This is a genomic window from Achromobacter seleniivolatilans (genome assembly GCF_030864005.1).
GTDB classification, from domain to species: Bacteria; Pseudomonadota; Gammaproteobacteria; order Burkholderiales; family Burkholderiaceae_B; genus Achromobacter; species Achromobacter seleniivolatilans.
Genome location: NZ_CP132976.1, coordinates 1296065 through 1310508 on the forward strand (window position 1 = coordinate 1296065; position 14444 = coordinate 1310508).

The following is a 14444-nucleotide window of genomic DNA, read 5'->3' on the forward strand; positions in this document are numbered from 1 at the left end:
GACGGATCGGAAGGGGCCAGAGAATGTTCAACAGAATCTCAAGCTCCGTGATGAATGAGAAATGCTAAAATCCGCCCGCTGATCCGGTAATGACCGGTATGGGAATAGGGCGAATTGAGTTCGCCTTTTTTTATGCGTTTTCGTGCGGCTCTGGGTGTACACCCCTGGAGCGCGGCAACAGGGATTCCATGTTCGAATTTATTCGCAGCCATCGGCGCTGGATGCAGCTCATCCTGCTGCTTCTGATTGTGCCGTCCTTTTTCCTGGTCGGGATTCAAGGCTATGACAGCTTTATGCGCCAAGAGCCAGAATTGGCAACGGTCGCAGGACAGCCTATTTCACGCGCCGAGTTTGACCAGGCGCACCGCAACCTGCTTGATCAATACCGCACAAGCCTGCGTGACAGGTTTGATCCGGCTGCGATCGATACGCCTGCAATGCGTGAAGGTCTGCTGAATCAGCTGATCAACCAGCGCCTTTTGGCCAACGTTGCCGTCGACAACCGTTTCACGGTGTCTGACGAGACGTTGCGCAACACGATTGCCGCGATTCCTGAAGTTCAGGACAACGGCCGCTTCTCGCCGGAGCGCTATCGTCAGGTGCTTGCCGCGCAAGGCATGTCGCCCACTTCGTACGAAGCCAGCCTGCGCCGCGATCTGGCGGTTGCCCGCGTGCTGGAACCCGTCGGTCAATCGGCCTACGCGCCGGCTGAAGTCGTGGCGTCGCTGGAAACGGCCTTGACGCAGCAGCGCACGCTGCAACTGCGCCGCTTTGCGGCCGCCGACTTCCGCTCGCAAGTGACCGTGACACCGGCTGATATCCAAGCCTGGTACGACGCCCACAAGCAACAATTGCAGATTCCCGAACAGGTCCAGGTGCAATACCTGGTGCTGGACGAGGCCGCCGCCACGCAAGGCGTGCAGGTCAAGGACGAGGATCTGGCGTCTTATTACGAGCAGAACAAGAACCGCTTCGGCCAGCCCGAACGCCGCCGCGCCAGCCACATCATGATTGAAGTGGCCCCGGGCGCGTCGGAAGACGCTCGCAAGGCTGCGCGCGCCAAGGCAGAAGAATTGGCCAAGCAAGCCGCCGCTGACCCGGCTCAGTTCGCCGAACTCGCCCGCAAGAGCTCGCAAGATGCGGGTTCGGCTGCCAAGGGCGGCGATCTGGGCTGGCTGGCTCCGGGCACGCAACCGGCTGCTCTGGACAAGGCTATCTTCGGAGCGGCCAAGGACCAGGTTTCCGGCGTGATCGAAAGCCCGTTCGGCCTGCACATCGTGAAAGTGACCGAGATCGAACCTGCGGCCATCAAGCCGTTGGCCGAGGTCAAGGCGCAGATCACGGACGAAGTCCGCAAGCAGCTTGCTGCCGTCCGTTTCTCGGAAATGGCCAGCCAACTGAACAAGCAAGTCTATGACCAGCGCGACAGCCTGCAACCCGCCGCTGACGCCGTGGGCCTGAAGCTGCGCACCGCCTCGGGCGTGACCCGTGAAGGTCTGTTGCCTGCCGACAAGGCGGGCCCGGGCTCCGCCGCTGACAGCCCTGATGCCGAACTGCTGGACAACCCGCGCGTGCGCCAGGTGCTGTTTTCGCCCGACGTGCTGCGTGAAAAGCAGAACTCGGGCGTGATCGAACTGTCGCCTGCGATGATGGTGGCCGTGCGTGTGGCAGCCGTAGAGCCGGCCCACGTGCCCACTCTGGACAAGGTCAGTGACTCCATCCGCGCCAAGCTGCTGGACGAGCGTTCGGCCGAAGCCGCTAAAAAGGCGGGTGAAGCTGCGCTGGCGGCTGACAAGGCCAATCCGGCGGCAGCGCCGGAAGGTTTCTCGGCTCCGGTGACGGTAACGCGTCAGGACCCCAAGGACCTGCCGCGTCAGGTTCTGGATGCCGCGATGCGCTTGCCGGCGTCGCCGCTGCCGGCGTATGCCGGTGTGCAATCGGGCGCCGACTACACGCTGGTTCGCCTGGAAAAAATCGAGGCCGGCACCGTGGACGCCGCTGTCAAGGATCGTCTGGCACAGCAATTGGCGGGCGGTCTGGGTCAGGCCGAGACCGAAGCGCTGCTGCGCATGCTGCGTGAAGAATACAAAGTGAAGGTGCTGCCCGGCGCCGCCGATGTCATCCGCGGCGACCAGCCGGCGGCAGGCTGATCACTCTGGCTTAGTTCAACAGTGGCCGCAGCGTCGGCCACACGTTGTCCAGCAATTGCGGTTGGGCGTCCTCGTTCGGATGGATGCCATCAGCCTGGAACAAGGCCCGGTTCGTTGCAATTCCTTCCATCAAGAAGGGCACGAGCCGGGCTTTTTCGTCTTTGGCGACTGTAGGAAACAACTGGGCGAAGCGCTGCGTGTAGTCCCGGCCATAGTTGGGCGGAATCTGCATGCCCACGATCAGGACCTGGGCATCGGCCTTCTGGGCGGTCTGGGTCATGGCGCGCAGGTTTTGCTCGGTCATGGATAGCGACAGGCCACGCAAAGCGTCGTTGGAGCCCAGTTCCAGCACCACCACGGCCGGCGTGTGCTGGCGCAGCAAGGCTGGCAGGCGCGCCACACCGCCGCTGGTGGTGTCGCCGCTGATGCTGGCATTCACGACCTGGTACTTAGGGTATTGTTCGGAGACTCTGGCGGACAGCAGGGGCACCCAGCCCGTGCCGCGCTTGATGCCGTATTCGGCGGACAGGCTGTCGCCCACCACCAGCACGGTGCGTGGCGCGGAACCCTCGGCCGCCGCAGCGGTCTGAGCGTGGGCGGGCGCCACGATGGCAGCCGCGAGGGCGGACGTTAGAAGCAGACGGGGAAATAGGCGCATGGATAGCAAGAATTCGATCGAGGTGAAAGGGCTGGGCAAGCGGGTAGCCGATGCCGGCGGGACGCTGTCTATCCTGGAAGGTATTGATTTTACGGTTCAGTCGGGCAGCGCCGTGGCGATCACGGGCAGCTCGGGCTCGGGCAAGTCCACTTTATTGGGACTGCTGGCAGGGCTGGATGTTCCCAGCATGGGCAGCGTACACCTGGCCGGGCAGGATTTGTTCGCGCTGGACGAAGACGGCCGCGCGCGCTTGCGCGCCAATCATGTCGGTTTCGTTTTCCAGTCATTCCAGCTGCTGCCCAACCTGACGGCGCTGGAAAACGTGATGCTGCCGCTGGAACTGGCCGGCCAGCCTGCGCGGGAGGCCGCGCAGGCCATGCTGGAACGCGTCGGGTTGGGCGCGCGACTGCATCATTACCCCCGGACCCTGTCTGGGGGCGAACAGCAGCGCGTATCGCTGGCGCGCGCGTTTGTGGTCCAGCCTGATTTGCTGTTTGCCGATGAGCCCACCGGCAGCCTGGATGCCGCCACGGGGGTGACGGTCATCGATCTGATGTTCGATCTGCACCGCGAGCACGGCACGACGCTGGTACTGGTTACCCATGATCCGCAGCTTGCTGCCCGCTGCGGCCGCCAACTGGTGCTGGCTGCGGGCCGGATGGTGCCGGACGCGTAGCGCGTCCGGCTCTCGCTGACTCTATACAGAGTCTGGCGCTTACTTTGCCTTTGCCACTGCCTGGTTCCAGGCTGCGACCACCGTTTCATAGTCGGTGGCGGCGGCTTCCTGGCTGACCGGGAAGATCTTGATGCTGGCCAGGTCGGGCAGCGTGGTCAAAGAGGCCACTGCCACGTCGGTGCGGGTCGGACGGCGGAAGTTCTTCACCAATTGCGCTTCTTGCGACGCCTTGCTCAAGAGACCGTCATACAGCGTCTTGGCTGCTTCCAGGTTCTTGGCGCCCTTGATGATGAACATGCCTTCGGGCGCCAGATAGCTGCCTTCGGACGGGTAGACGAGCTTGATCTCTTTTTGGCCGCCCGCCACATATTCCTGAGCCGCATATTCCAGCGTCATGCCCACGGCGTATTCGCCAGCCGCCACGCCCTTGTAGGTCGTGCCCGACGATGCCGTGATGACGGCGTTTGCGGCGATCTTGTCCAGGCCAGCCTGGCCAAACTGCTTGTACAGGCCGTAGACCAGCATGTAGGCCGTACCGCTCTTGGACGGATCGGTGATGGCGAATTTGTTCTTCCATTGCGGCTGCATCAGGTCAGACCAGGTGGCCGGCGCGGGCAGACCCTTCAACTGGCGCTCGTTGACCATCATCACCATAACGTGCACGTTCGTGCCTACCCACAAATCGTCCGGACCGCGGAATTCAGCAGGAATCTTGTCCAGATCGGCCGGGCGGTAGGCTTGCAGGTGCTTGCGGTAAGCGCCCAGCGTGCCGAAACCGCCGCTCCAGAACAGGTCGCCACGCGGGTTCTGCGCTTCGGCTTCAATGCGCTTCATCATCGTGCCGGTACCGCCGGTGACGGGTTGCACGTTCAGCTTGGGCGCCGTCTTCTTCACGGCTTCAAGCGCGGTTTCGATGGTTTCAGTGTTGTTGGACGAATAGAGCACGACGTTCTGCGCGTGCGCGGCGCCCGTTGCCAGGGCGGCAGCCAGGACGCTGTACTGAAGTAGGTGCTTGAGTTGCATGGAGAGCCTTTGGAACGAGGGGTTATTTGCCGGAAAACAGTTTGATGCGGAAGGCCTTGACCGACACGATGATGGGCAACACGATCACCGTGACCAGCGCCGCGCCGTAGGCGGACGCCATACCGAGCCTGCCACCGTCCACCTGGCGGAAGATGGCGATGGGCATGGTTTCCAGGCCGCCGCTATAGGCCACGATAGAGGCGGACAGTTCGGAAATTGTCGTCAGCCACATCAGGATGGCTGCCGAAATGATCGACGCCTTCATGGCAGGCAGGATCACTTTGAAAAAGGTCATCAGCGGCGATACGCCCAGGCTGATCGAGGCTTCTTCAATGGAGTCCGGGATGTTGAAAAGTACCGACGACGCGTTGCGCACGGCGAAGGGCAGGCGCCGTACCGTGTAGCACAGCACCATGATTCCGGACGTGCCCGCCAGCACCAGCCAGCCGGTGTTGAAGGTCTGCACCAGCGCAATGCCCAGCACCGTGCCGGAAATGGTCAGCGGCAGTACCACGATGTAGTCCAGCACCTGGGTGAACGCGCTGCGCTTCTTGATCGTCAGATAACTCACCAGCACCGCGAACGCCACACCCAGCACGGTCGCCAGCGACGCGAACTTCAGTGAATTCAGGATGGGCTCGGGCGCGCCGTGCAGCGCGCGCTGCATGCTGGCCAACGACCATTGGCCCCATTGCATGACGGGCCCGCTGGTCTTGGTGAAGGCCGCGATGAACACGATAATCAGCGGCAGCATGGACACCAGAATCACCAGGCCGACGCCGCTGGTGTACAGCACGGCAGTCCAGGACCGCACGCGCACGGCGGCCGGCGCGCGGCCTTGGGTCATCGTGTAAACCTTGCGTTCGACCACGCGCTTCTGAAAGAACAGCACGATGGCGACGATGGCAATCGACACTACCGACATGGCGCTTTGCAAGGTGGGGCTGCCGCCCATTTCGCTGACAAAGGTGTTGTAAGTCATGACGGACAACAGCGGCACGCGGCTGCCCAGCAGCATTGCCAGCGCAAAGTTGCCGACGACCAGCGTGAACACCACGAGCGCGTTGACCAGTACGGCAGGCAGCAGTACAGGCACCAGCACACGCAGCTTGGTCATGAGGGGCGGGGTGCCCAGGCTCAGACCGGCTTCTTCCAGTTGGCCGTCAAAGCCGCGCAGCGCCGCCAGCACGCCCAGATAAATGTAGGTGTAGTAGACGAGCGTCATGGAAAACACCATGCCCGTCCAGCCGTAAAAGGACGGCAGTGAAATGCCCGCGTCACCCAACAGATTCGTCAGAAGGCCGTTGTTGCCCAGTATCAAAAGCCAGGACTGCCCAACGATGATCTCGGGGATCACGATCGTCAGCACCGGCAGGATGGCCACCAGGTTCTTCAACGGAAAATCATAGCGCGCCACCATGTAGGCGAACGGCACGCCCACCAGCACGGTGCAGGTGGTAACGGCCAGACCCAGAATCAACGTATTGCCGAAGGCCTCCAGATACTGCGAGTCGGCCAGCAAGGCCTTGAAGCCTTCCATGGAAAAGCCGCCATCCTGGCCTGTAATGCTGTTGCTGAACAGCACCCCCAGCGGATACAGCACAAAGAACAACAGCAGGACCAGACTGATCGCGGTCAGGATGCCCCAGGGCCACCATTTGATTTTCATGGCGTGCGTGTCCTCAGGCGTTGACGACGCGGCTGTCGGCGGGAATCAGTACCTGCACGGCTTCGCCCGGCTGGAACTGCGCGACCATATTGCCCGCATGCAGCTCAACACGGATCTCGGAGCCGTTATCCAAGGCAATGCGATAGGCCGTCTTAAAACCCAGATATTGACGGCGCAGCACTTTGCCCGGCAGCGTGTTCGGCACGTAGGGCGTCGGCGCCATCAGCGCCAGCTCCTCGGGGCGCGCGATGAGCACACCGCTGGCATCCAGTTTTGCGCTGCCTTGCATGCCGTCAAATCCCAGGCCGCACAGCTCATAGCGGACGTGGCCGTCTGGCGCGCCGGCAATTCCTGTTTGCGCGGGCACGGGGATCACGTTGGCGGACCCGATGAAGTCCGCCACATACGCGTTGACCGGCGTGCCATAGAGTTCTTCCGGCGTGCCCAGCTGGGCAATATTGCCGTGGTCCATGATGGCGATGCGGTCCGACATCGCCAGCGCCTCTTCTTGATCATGGGTGACGAAGACGGTAGTGATGCCGGCTTCGCGCACCAGATCCAGGATGACGTCGCGCATTTGCAGGCGCATCTTGGCGTCCAGGTTGGACAGGGGTTCATCCATCAGCAGCACCCGCGGGCGGATCACCAGCGCACGCGCCAAGGCCACGCGCTGGCGCTGCCCGCCGCTCATCTGCGCGGGGTAGCGGTCGGCCAGGGGCAGCAGCCCCACTTTGTCTAACGCTTCGTTTGCGCGCCGGGTGATTTCGGCGCGGGCCACGCCGCGCGCCCGCAATCCGTAGGCGACATTGTCAAAGGCCGTTTTGTCAGGGAACAGCGCGTAGTCCTGGAACACCATGCCGATATCGCGGCGGTGCGCAGATACATGGGTGACGTCGTCCTGATCGAACAGCAGCCGGCCGCCGTCAGGCGCGTAAAAGCCTGCAATGCAGCGCAGCAAGGTGGTTTTGCCACAGCCGCTAGGGCCCAAGAGCGTGTAAAACGCGCCGTCGGGGATGTGCAGCGACAGGTTGCGCAGCACCTGCTGTCCGCCGAAGGTTTTGACGATGCCGTCTACCGTAATCGATGCCATATGAATTCCTGCTTGGGATTGTGCGCATCTTAGGAACGGCACCTATTTCCGACCAGCAGTGTTTTTTAAGGCATGGCGTTAGATTTTCTAAGAGGTCGGCGCGGCCGCTATCCCCTAGAATGCGGCTGGATAGGGTAGCGGCCGGATCAGGCGGCGCCGACAATAAATAGATAACAAGGGTAAACGTGGGAAAGAGCAGCACCGTCTTGCGCCTGGATGGCGCCCGGATGGGCGTCCGCTGAGATGGCGGGGCAGACCCTGCCGCCGCTGAAAGCGTTGCGGGTGTTTGAGGCCGCCGCGCGTCTGCGCAGCTTCACGGCGGCGGCTGACGAACTCAGCATCACGCACAGCGCGGTCAGCCAGCAGATCCGCATTCTTGAAGAGTATGTGGGGCAGCCGCTATTCGCCCGCGAGGCGCGCGGCGTTGCGCTGCTGCCTTGCGCCCAGGCTTATTTTCCCGAAGTGCAGGCCAGCCTGGAGCGGATAGCAGCAGCCACCGCCAAACTGAAATCACCGGCCTATGGCGGGGTGCTGCGCGTGTGTGCCACGCCATCGCTGACCATGAAGTGGCTGATTCCGCGGCTATCCACGTTTCAAGCCCAGCATCCCGGCATTGATGTGCAACTGAGCACGCAGGCGCGTCCCTTCCTGGACCGGGGCGGAGACCCCGGCAGCGACGTACTGATACGCCATGGCTTCATGGCCCATTCCGATCTGGCGTGCGTGCATTGTCTGGACGATTTCCATGTGCCGGTGGCATCCCCGCGCTTTATCGAACGCAACCGCTTGACGGCTCCGGCGGATTGCCTGGGCCATCCGCTATTGAAAATCTCGGGCGGCATGGATCACTGGCCGCGCTGGTTCGCGCTGGCCAAGGTGGACGTGCCGCCGCAATTGCCGGGGCCGGTGTTCGATCATCAGTTCCTGTGCATGCAGGCGGCCATGAATGACCTGGGTATTGCGCTTGCGCCCTGGTGCCTGCTTGAAGACGACATCCGCGCCGACCGGCTGCGTCCGTTGTTTACGCAACCGCAGCTACCCAACGCCGGTATTCACGCGCTGTATCGGCAGGACGGTCACGCCGCTGCGTCGGCCCAAGTGTTCATTACGTGGCTGTGCGCGCAGCAGCGTGGCCTGCCTGCACCCGATTAAACAAGGATTCCCATGCTACATCCTTCATCGCTCCCCGGTCTGCAATGGCGCGGTATTGCGCCTCCGCTACGCTTATCTGATTTCAAGGTCATTGCATTCGACATGGATTCCACGCTGATCTCGATCGAGACGCTGGACGAAATGGCGGATCTGATGGGGAAAAAGGCAGAAGTGGCCGCACTGACCGAGGCCGCCATGCGCGGTGAAATCGTGGACTACAAGCAAAGCCTCCGTGCGCGCGTGGCGCTGCTGGCCGGCATGCCTGAAGCCTTTCTGGACGAGGTCTACGACCAACGGGTTCGTATCAACCCCGGCGCGGAAGCCCTGATCGCGGCGTGCAAGGCGGCTGGGCTGACCTGCCTGCTTGTGACGGGCGGATTCACGTGCTTTACCGACAAACTGCGAGTGCGTCTGGGTTTGGACGACGTGCGCGCCAACGTGTTGGAAATTCAAGAAGGCCGTCTGACCGGCCGCTTGGTGCCGCAAGCGTGGGGCGATATCTGCGATGGCGAAGAAAAGCGCCGCAAGTTGGCTGAAGTGTGCGCGGGCCTGGGTGTGGGACTTGAGCGGGCCATCGCAGTGGGCGATGGCGCCAATGACTTGCCGATGATGCGCGCTGCGGGGGTGTCGGTGGGTTATCACGCCAAACCGGCGGTGCGGCAGGAAGTGAATATCGAAATCAACGAAGGCGGGCTGGAAAGGGTATTGGAGCTGATCCTGATTTAAAGCCCTGATTAAACGACGTTTTCAGATTCAAATAGGATTGATCCTAAAAATCTATGCGAGTAGTCTGATTAGTACGAAATGTACTAAATAGGAAACATCATGACTATTCGTACTACGACGATTGGCGTGTTGGCGTTGTCCTTGCTTGCCCCCTTGGCGGCCAACGCTGCTGGCGGCACGATCCGATTTACCGGCGCGATCGTAGAGGCGGCGGATTGCCAGGTGTCAGGCGCTAGCGTGGCACCGCAATCCCGGCCAAACGTGGTGTGTGGATCAACCGCCAGCCGTACCGCTGCGCAGGCGTTGGGTCTGGTCAAGGTCACCACGACCGAGATCAGGGTGCCAACAAGTGAAGGCGCCGCTCCTGGCCCGAAACGCCATGTCGTGATGGTTGAATATCTTTGACGCGGCAAGCGCTGCGGGCATGCCCGCAGCGCTTGTCAGATCAGGCCGCGGATTTCAACTGCCGGGTCGACATCGGCGTCATAGTTCACGCCTTCGATCTCGAATCCGAACAGCCGCAGGAAGTCCTGCTTGTAGCCCGTGAAATCGGTCAGCTGATAGATGTTGTCGCTGGTCACCTGGCTCCACAAGGCCTGCACCTGAGCCTGCACCTGCGGGGCAAGCTCTTTGTAGTCGGCGCGCAGGCGTCCGTCAGCGTCCAGGATGGGTGTCTGGCTGCACAGGCTGTCGCGGTATAAGCCGTAGACCTGTTCGATGCAGCCTTCGTGCGTGCCTTCCGCCTTCATTACCTTGAACAGCAGCGACAAGTACAGCGGCATCATCGGGATGGCCGAGCTGGCTTGGGTGACCACGGCCTTCAGCACGGACACGCGGGCATCGCCGCCGCGTGCCGCCAGCTTGGCGCGGATATCCAGCACCTTCTCGTCCAGATCCTTCTTGGCGGCGCCAATCGAGCCATTCCAATAGATATCGTGGGTGATTTTTTCGCCCAGGTAGGTAAAGGCAGTGGTCGTGGCGCCTTCGGCCAGCACACCGGCTTCAAGCAGCGCATCAATCCACATTTGCCAGTCTTCGCCGCCCATCACGGCGACGGTGGCGTCGATTTCGGCTTGCGTGGCCGGTTCCAGCACCGATTCCTTGACGACTTCACGGTCGGTGTCCAGACCGCGCAAGTTGACAGCCTGTCCAATCGGTTTGAGCGTGGAGTTAAATACCTGGCCAGTCTTCGGGTGCGTACGGCGCGGCGCGGCCAGGCTATAGATGACCTGGTCAACCTGACCCATTTCTTCTTTGATCGCGGCAATGGTTTTTTGCTTGATCTCGTCGGAGAAGGCGTCGCCATTGATGCTCTTGGCGTACAGGCCTTCGGCCTCGGCAGCCTGGTGGAACGCGGCGGTGTTATACCAGCCGGGCGTGCCGGCCTTGGCGGCGTCGGCGGGGCGTTCGAAGAAGACGCCCAGCGTCTGCGCGCCACAGCCGAAAGCCGCCGTGATGCGCGCGGCCAGCCCGTATCCGGTCGACGCGCCCAGTACCAGCACCCGTTTGGGATTGGCCGTGGCATTTCCATCTGCGCCGCCGGCTATCGGGCCTTGCGCCTTGACGTAGTCGATCTGGTTCTTGACGTTGGCCGCACAGCCGACGGGATGGGTGGTGACGCAGATAAAGCCGCGCACACGGGGCTTGATGATCATGAAGACCTCGTAGTGGGAAATGCCTGGGAACTGCCGGATGCCGGGTGACCCTGCGCGAAAGCGCAAAAAGCGACGAGCATTGTACGGGAGGCGGCCGGGGCGCGCCTCTATGGCCGCCGCTGCCGGTTCAGCCGGCAGAGACTTTGGACAGCGCGGCGCTATTGGCCATGCTGCGGCGCCATTCAATCAGTCCAATGCCGATACCGCTTGCGCAGATGATAGCGATGCCCAGCCACGTCCACGGATCGGGAAAATGGCCCCAGACCAGCCAGCCGACCGATGTCGCGCTGATGATCTGCAAATAGATGAACGGCGCCAGGGTGGAGGCTGGGGCGCGCCGGTAGGCTGCGATCTGGAACAAATGGCCGACGCCGCCAGTGATACCGGTAGAAATCAGCAAGAACCAATCGAATGCCGACAGCGATTGCAGCACGGGCAAGGCGGGCGGCAAAATGAAGGGCAGGGTCAGTGTCAGGCAGGCGGTGCCCACCGCGCCGCTCCAGATCAGCGTGGTGAACGGGTCGTCGCCTGCGACGCGGCGCGTGGCAATGAACTGGGCGGCAAAGCAACACGCCGTCAGCAAACCAAATATTGTGCCCACCGGATGCAATCCGCCACCGGGGCGGATCACAATGATCACGCCGATGAAGGCAATACCTGCGGCCACAAAGCGCGACATGCGGGCCGGTTCTTTCAGAACCCAGGGCGCCAGGGACAGCACCAGCAAAGGCGCCAGGAAATTAATGGCTGTGGCCTCGGCCTGCGGGATGTAGCTGAGTGTCGTAAAGAACATCAGCGTAGCCAGGAACATCGAGCCGCCGCGAATCAGCTGTTCGCGCGGACGGTTGCTGCGCAGCACGCGCACGCCACGCGCCGGCAGCACCAGGGCCAGTACCAGCACAAGGTGTACGGCATAGCGGAACCAGGACAGCACCAGCAGGGGCACGCCTGCATTCATGACCCATTTGCCACTGGCATCCAGACAGGACAGCGTCCACATCGACAGCACCAGCAGCAATATCCCGACGAGCGGGCCGCGCGCGGCGGCGGCGGAGGGCTGGCGACCGTTATCGGCCGGGGACATGGGCGCAATCCTTAAAGGGGCAATAGGCGGCTGCCATGATACGCTCATCGCGCCGGGGGAACAGGCCAATGATAGAACTACGCAATATTGAAACTTTTTTCTGGGTTTCCACGCTGGGCAGCTTTCGCGCCGCGTCGGAAAAACTCAACACGACACAGCCAGCGGTGTCGCAGCGCATCGCCTCGCTCGAGGCTGATCTGGGCGTCAAGCTCTTCGAGCGCGATGCTCGCGGCGTCAAACTGACGGCAAAAGGCCACGAGCTGCTGTCACACGCCGAACGCATGCTGCAAGTGCGGCGCGACATGTTTGAGGCCGCACGTGAGCAGAACGTCATGACGGGGACAGTTCGCATCGGGGTGGCCGAGACCATCGTGCAGACCTGGCTGCCAACACTGATCGAATTGATCCACACGACCTATCCCGCCCTGGTGCTGGAAATTGAGGTCGACACCACGCATGTGCTGCGTTCGCACCTGATGTCACGCCAGATTGATCTGGCCTTTCTGATGGGGCCGGTGCTGGAAGCGCGCGTGGAAAATCTGCCGCTGTGCACGTATCCGCTGGCCTGGGTTGCCAGCCCGACGCTGGAGCTTGGGCCGGAGCCCCTGACGTTGGACACCATAGGCAAGCTGCCAATCATTACCTACCCGTCCAACAGCGCGCCTTACCGCGTGGTGCGCGACATGCTGACCCGGGCTGGCGTGACGTCCCCGCGCATGTACGGCAGCGCGTCCATGTCGATGGTGGTGCGAATGACGCAGGATGCTATCGGCACCAGCGTGATCGCGCCGGTATTCCTGGGCAAGGAGTTGGCCAACGGCGAACTGCGCATCTTGCAGGTAGAAGCCGAGCCCTTGCCTGAGTTGAGCTTTACGGCAACCTGGGTTCAAGGACCAGACAGCCATGCCGTCAGAGTCATTGCACAGATGGCGCAGAAGGTTGCAGGGCAGGCCGGAGACGGCATTCCTGTGTAGGTGTTTTCCCCAGCAGTGGATGCAGGCGCCGGGAAAAAACCCGTTCCGCCGCCAGCCGGACAAGACTGCACATATGCCGTAGAACCGCATGGCTGCGGCGTTTCCGGGCAGCGACGGGGTGCGCCCCGCCGAGACCCAAGAAATATTTATACCCCCACATCGCAACATACGATTGGACGCTGGGCGCCCCTGCCGGTGCAATGGCGGCACATCAATAAATAGCGCCTGAATACACAGCGCGGGGGAAGTATGAAAAGCCACCTGATCCATTTCTGGATGCAGGCGGTGCGCCATGTGCCGCGCCGCTTGCACTGCATCGCCAGTGCCTGGCCCGATGCGCCGCAACTCGCGGCCAATACCCCCGTTTTCGCTGCTACACGTTCTTGATTCTTACCCGCGCGCATCGTTGGGACAACGGGAACCCGCGCGCGGCAGACCATCCCGCAAGCCAGGAGTTTTGTCCATGAAGAAGTCTTTTGTTTTCGCCGCGGCGCTTGCCGCCAGTCTTTCGGCTGGCGCTGTGCACGCGCAAGACCTGCCCAAGACCCACCTGAAAGTTGTCGGGGGCCTGAGCAACCTGACCGCCTATAACGACTACGAAAAACCATTCTGGACTAAGACCATTCCTGAACTGTCCAAAGGCCAGGTCACGGCGGATGTCAAAGGCTTCAATGAAATGGGCTTGAAGGGGCCCGAGTTGCTGCGATTGATGTCGCAAGGCGTGATCGAATTCGGTACCGCGACCCTGTCGTACTTCGCCAGCGACAACCCCATCAATGAAGCCATTGATCTGGCCGGTCTTGCGCCCGACGTGCAAACTGCTCGCGCCGTGACCAATGCGTTCGAACCCGTCTACGCCAAGCTGTACGGCGAAGGCAACAACGTCAAGCTGTTGGGCATTTCCACCTATCCCGCGCAGGTGCTTTTCTGCAATGCCGAGATCAAGGGCCTGGCTGACTTGAAGGGCAAGAAAGTTCGTACCAGCAGCCGCACGACGGCAGAATTCGTTGAGGCCCTGGGCGGCACCAGCGTCACCATGGCGTTTGGCGAAGTGGTGCCCGCGTTGCAGAACAAGGTGGTTGATTGCGCAATTACAGGTTCGCTGTCCGGCTACTCGGCCAAGTGGTACGAAGTGTCGACGCACCTGGTCGCGCTGCCGATCAATTGGAATCAACAGATCCATGCCGTGAACCAGAAAGCGTGGGACAAGCTGGACCCTGCGGTCCGCACGTTCCTGCAAGCCAGCGTGAAGTCCCTGGTCGACAACATCTGGGACGCAGCGGCTCGTCAGACGCAAGAAGGTTATGACTGCAATACCGGCGCTGCCGCTTGCCCCTTCCCGGTCAAGGGCAAGATGCTGCTGGTGCAGCCTTCGGAAGCCGATCATGCCTTGCTGAAGAAGGTGACGCAGGAAGCCGTGCTGCCGAAGTGGGCCGCACGTTGCTCGGCACAGTGCGTGAAGGACTTCAACGCCACGATCGGCAAGACGCTGGGCGTGACCGCAAGCAAGTAATCGTTAGTCATTAAGCGCAGCGGCGCGCCGCCCGGCTGGGCTGCGCGCCGCTGCGGAGTCATCGCGGGCGCTTG

The 14444-nt window shown here is 61.9% G+C and carries 13 protein-coding genes; 7 read left to right on the plus strand and 6 right to left on the minus strand.

Features of this window, described 5'->3' with window-relative positions; all coding sequences use genetic code 11:
- Positions 1–188 precede the first annotated feature (188 nt).
- Positions 189–2150, plus strand: coding sequence for a SurA N-terminal domain-containing protein (locus tag RAS12_RS05800; RefSeq protein WP_306946036.1), 1962 nt, complete (start codon positions 189–191; stop codon positions 2148–2150).
- Between the two features lie 10 nt (positions 2151–2160).
- Here the strand turns inward: RAS12_RS05800 and RAS12_RS05805 are convergent, their stop codons facing one another.
- On the minus strand, positions 2161–2808 hold the full coding sequence (locus RAS12_RS05805; protein WP_306946038.1) for an arylesterase: 648 nt from the start codon (positions 2806–2808) through the stop codon (positions 2161–2163).
- Here RAS12_RS05805 and RAS12_RS05810 point away from each other — a divergent pair.
- On the plus strand, positions 2807–3484 hold the full coding sequence (locus tag RAS12_RS05810; RefSeq protein ID WP_306946041.1) for an ABC transporter ATP-binding protein: 678 nt from the start codon (positions 2807–2809) through the stop codon (positions 3482–3484). The two genes, RAS12_RS05805 and RAS12_RS05810, sit on opposite strands and share 2 nt — an antisense overlap.
- A 39-nt stretch (positions 3485–3523) precedes the next feature.
- On the opposite strand, the gene RAS12_RS05815 is transcribed toward RAS12_RS05810, so the two are convergent.
- From RAS12_RS05815 to RAS12_RS05825, 3 genes are read right to left on the minus strand one after another with little or no spacing between them, the layout of a single operon-like run.
- Positions 3524–4507 (minus strand): ABC transporter substrate-binding protein, encoded by a 984-nt coding sequence (locus tag RAS12_RS05815; protein ID WP_306946042.1) that lies wholly within the window; start codon positions 4505–4507, stop codon positions 3524–3526.
- A 22-nt stretch (positions 4508–4529) separates the two neighbouring features.
- The gene (locus RAS12_RS05820) at positions 4530–6176 is read right to left on the minus strand and encodes an ABC transporter permease (protein ID WP_306946044.1); all 1647 of its coding nucleotides are present in this window, start codon (positions 6174–6176) and stop codon (positions 4530–4532) included.
- Between the two features lie 13 nt (positions 6177–6189).
- Positions 6190–7266 (minus strand): ABC transporter ATP-binding protein, encoded by a 1077-nt coding sequence (locus RAS12_RS05825; protein ID WP_306946046.1) that lies wholly within the window; start codon positions 7264–7266, stop codon positions 6190–6192.
- 243 nt (positions 7267–7509) lie between these two features.
- Here RAS12_RS05825 and RAS12_RS05830 point away from each other — a divergent pair, with 243 nt between their 5' ends.
- The 3 genes from RAS12_RS05830 (at position 7510) to RAS12_RS05840 (ending at position 9549) form a co-directional block, all read left to right on the plus strand.
- Positions 7510–8418 (plus strand): LysR substrate-binding domain-containing protein, encoded by a 909-nt coding sequence (locus RAS12_RS05830; RefSeq protein ID WP_306951321.1) that lies wholly within the window; start codon positions 7510–7512, stop codon positions 8416–8418.
- A 12-nt stretch (positions 8419–8430) separates the two neighbouring features.
- A complete protein-coding gene (gene serB, locus RAS12_RS05835; protein WP_306946048.1) occupies positions 8431–9144 on the plus strand; it encodes a phosphoserine phosphatase SerB in 714 nt (237 codons plus the stop codon).
- Positions 9145–9243: 99 nt separating this feature from the next.
- Positions 9244–9549 carry a hypothetical protein gene (locus RAS12_RS05840; RefSeq protein ID WP_306946050.1) on the plus strand — a complete coding sequence of 102 codons (306 nt, stop codon included), beginning with the start codon at positions 9244–9246 and terminating at the stop codon, positions 9547–9549.
- A 35-nt stretch (positions 9550–9584) separates the two neighbouring features.
- Here the strand turns inward: RAS12_RS05840 and fabV are convergent, their stop codons facing one another.
- Both fabV and RAS12_RS05850 read right to left on the minus strand, forming a co-directional pair.
- Positions 9585–10799, minus strand: coding sequence for an enoyl-ACP reductase FabV (gene fabV, locus RAS12_RS05845; RefSeq protein WP_306946052.1), 1215 nt, complete (start codon positions 10797–10799; stop codon positions 9585–9587).
- A gap of 127 nt (positions 10800–10926) precedes the next feature.
- Entirely contained in the window at positions 10927–11883 is a 957-nt protein-coding gene (locus RAS12_RS05850; RefSeq protein ID WP_306946054.1) for a DMT family transporter, read from the minus strand.
- Positions 11884–11951: 68 nt separating this feature from the next.
- Between RAS12_RS05850 and RAS12_RS05855 the strand changes: the two genes are divergently transcribed.
- Both RAS12_RS05855 and RAS12_RS05860 read left to right on the plus strand, forming a co-directional pair.
- The gene (locus tag RAS12_RS05855) at positions 11952–12857 is read left to right on the plus strand and encodes a LysR family transcriptional regulator (RefSeq protein ID WP_306946055.1); all 906 of its coding nucleotides are present in this window, start codon (positions 11952–11954) and stop codon (positions 12855–12857) included.
- Between the two features lie 463 nt (positions 12858–13320).
- Positions 13321–14370 carry a TRAP transporter substrate-binding protein gene (locus RAS12_RS05860; protein WP_306946057.1) on the plus strand — a complete coding sequence of 350 codons (1050 nt, stop codon included), beginning with the start codon at positions 13321–13323 and terminating at the stop codon, positions 14368–14370.
- Positions 14371–14444 lie beyond the last annotated feature (74 nt).

Excerpts from the sequence above, each read along its gene's own strand:
- RAS12_RS05860 (WP_306946057.1), top strand. The coding sequence starts at position 13,321 with ATGAAGAAGTCTTTTGTTTTCGCCGCGGCGCTTGCCGCCAGTCTTTCG.
- RAS12_RS05820 (WP_306946044.1), bottom strand. The coding sequence starts at position 6,176 with ATGAAAATCAAATGGTGGCCCTGGGGCATCCTGACCGCGATCAGTCTG.
- serB (WP_306946048.1), top strand. The coding sequence starts at position 8,431 with ATGCTACATCCTTCATCGCTCCCCGGTCTGCAATGGCGCGGTATTGCG.
- fabV (WP_306946052.1), bottom strand. The coding sequence starts at position 10,799 with ATGATCATCAAGCCCCGTGTGCGCGGCTTTATCTGCGTCACCACCCAT.
- RAS12_RS05830 (WP_306951321.1), top strand. The coding sequence starts at position 7,510 with ATGGCGGGGCAGACCCTGCCGCCGCTGAAAGCGTTGCGGGTGTTTGAG.
- RAS12_RS05825 (WP_306946046.1), bottom strand. The coding sequence starts at position 7,266 with ATGGCATCGATTACGGTAGACGGCATCGTCAAAACCTTCGGCGGACAG.
- RAS12_RS05855 (WP_306946055.1), top strand. The coding sequence starts at position 11,952 with ATGATAGAACTACGCAATATTGAAACTTTTTTCTGGGTTTCCACGCTG.
- RAS12_RS05840 (WP_306946050.1), top strand. The coding sequence starts at position 9,244 with ATGACTATTCGTACTACGACGATTGGCGTGTTGGCGTTGTCCTTGCTT.
- RAS12_RS05805 (WP_306946038.1), bottom strand. The coding sequence starts at position 2,808 with ATGCGCCTATTTCCCCGTCTGCTTCTAACGTCCGCCCTCGCGGCTGCC.
- RAS12_RS05800 (WP_306946036.1), top strand. The coding sequence starts at position 189 with ATGTTCGAATTTATTCGCAGCCATCGGCGCTGGATGCAGCTCATCCTG.
- RAS12_RS05850 (WP_306946054.1), bottom strand. The coding sequence starts at position 11,883 with ATGTCCCCGGCCGATAACGGTCGCCAGCCCTCCGCCGCCGCCGCGCGC.
- RAS12_RS05810 (WP_306946041.1), top strand. The coding sequence starts at position 2,807 with ATGGATAGCAAGAATTCGATCGAGGTGAAAGGGCTGGGCAAGCGGGTA.
- RAS12_RS05815 (WP_306946042.1), bottom strand. The coding sequence starts at position 4,507 with ATGCAACTCAAGCACCTACTTCAGTACAGCGTCCTGGCTGCCGCCCTG.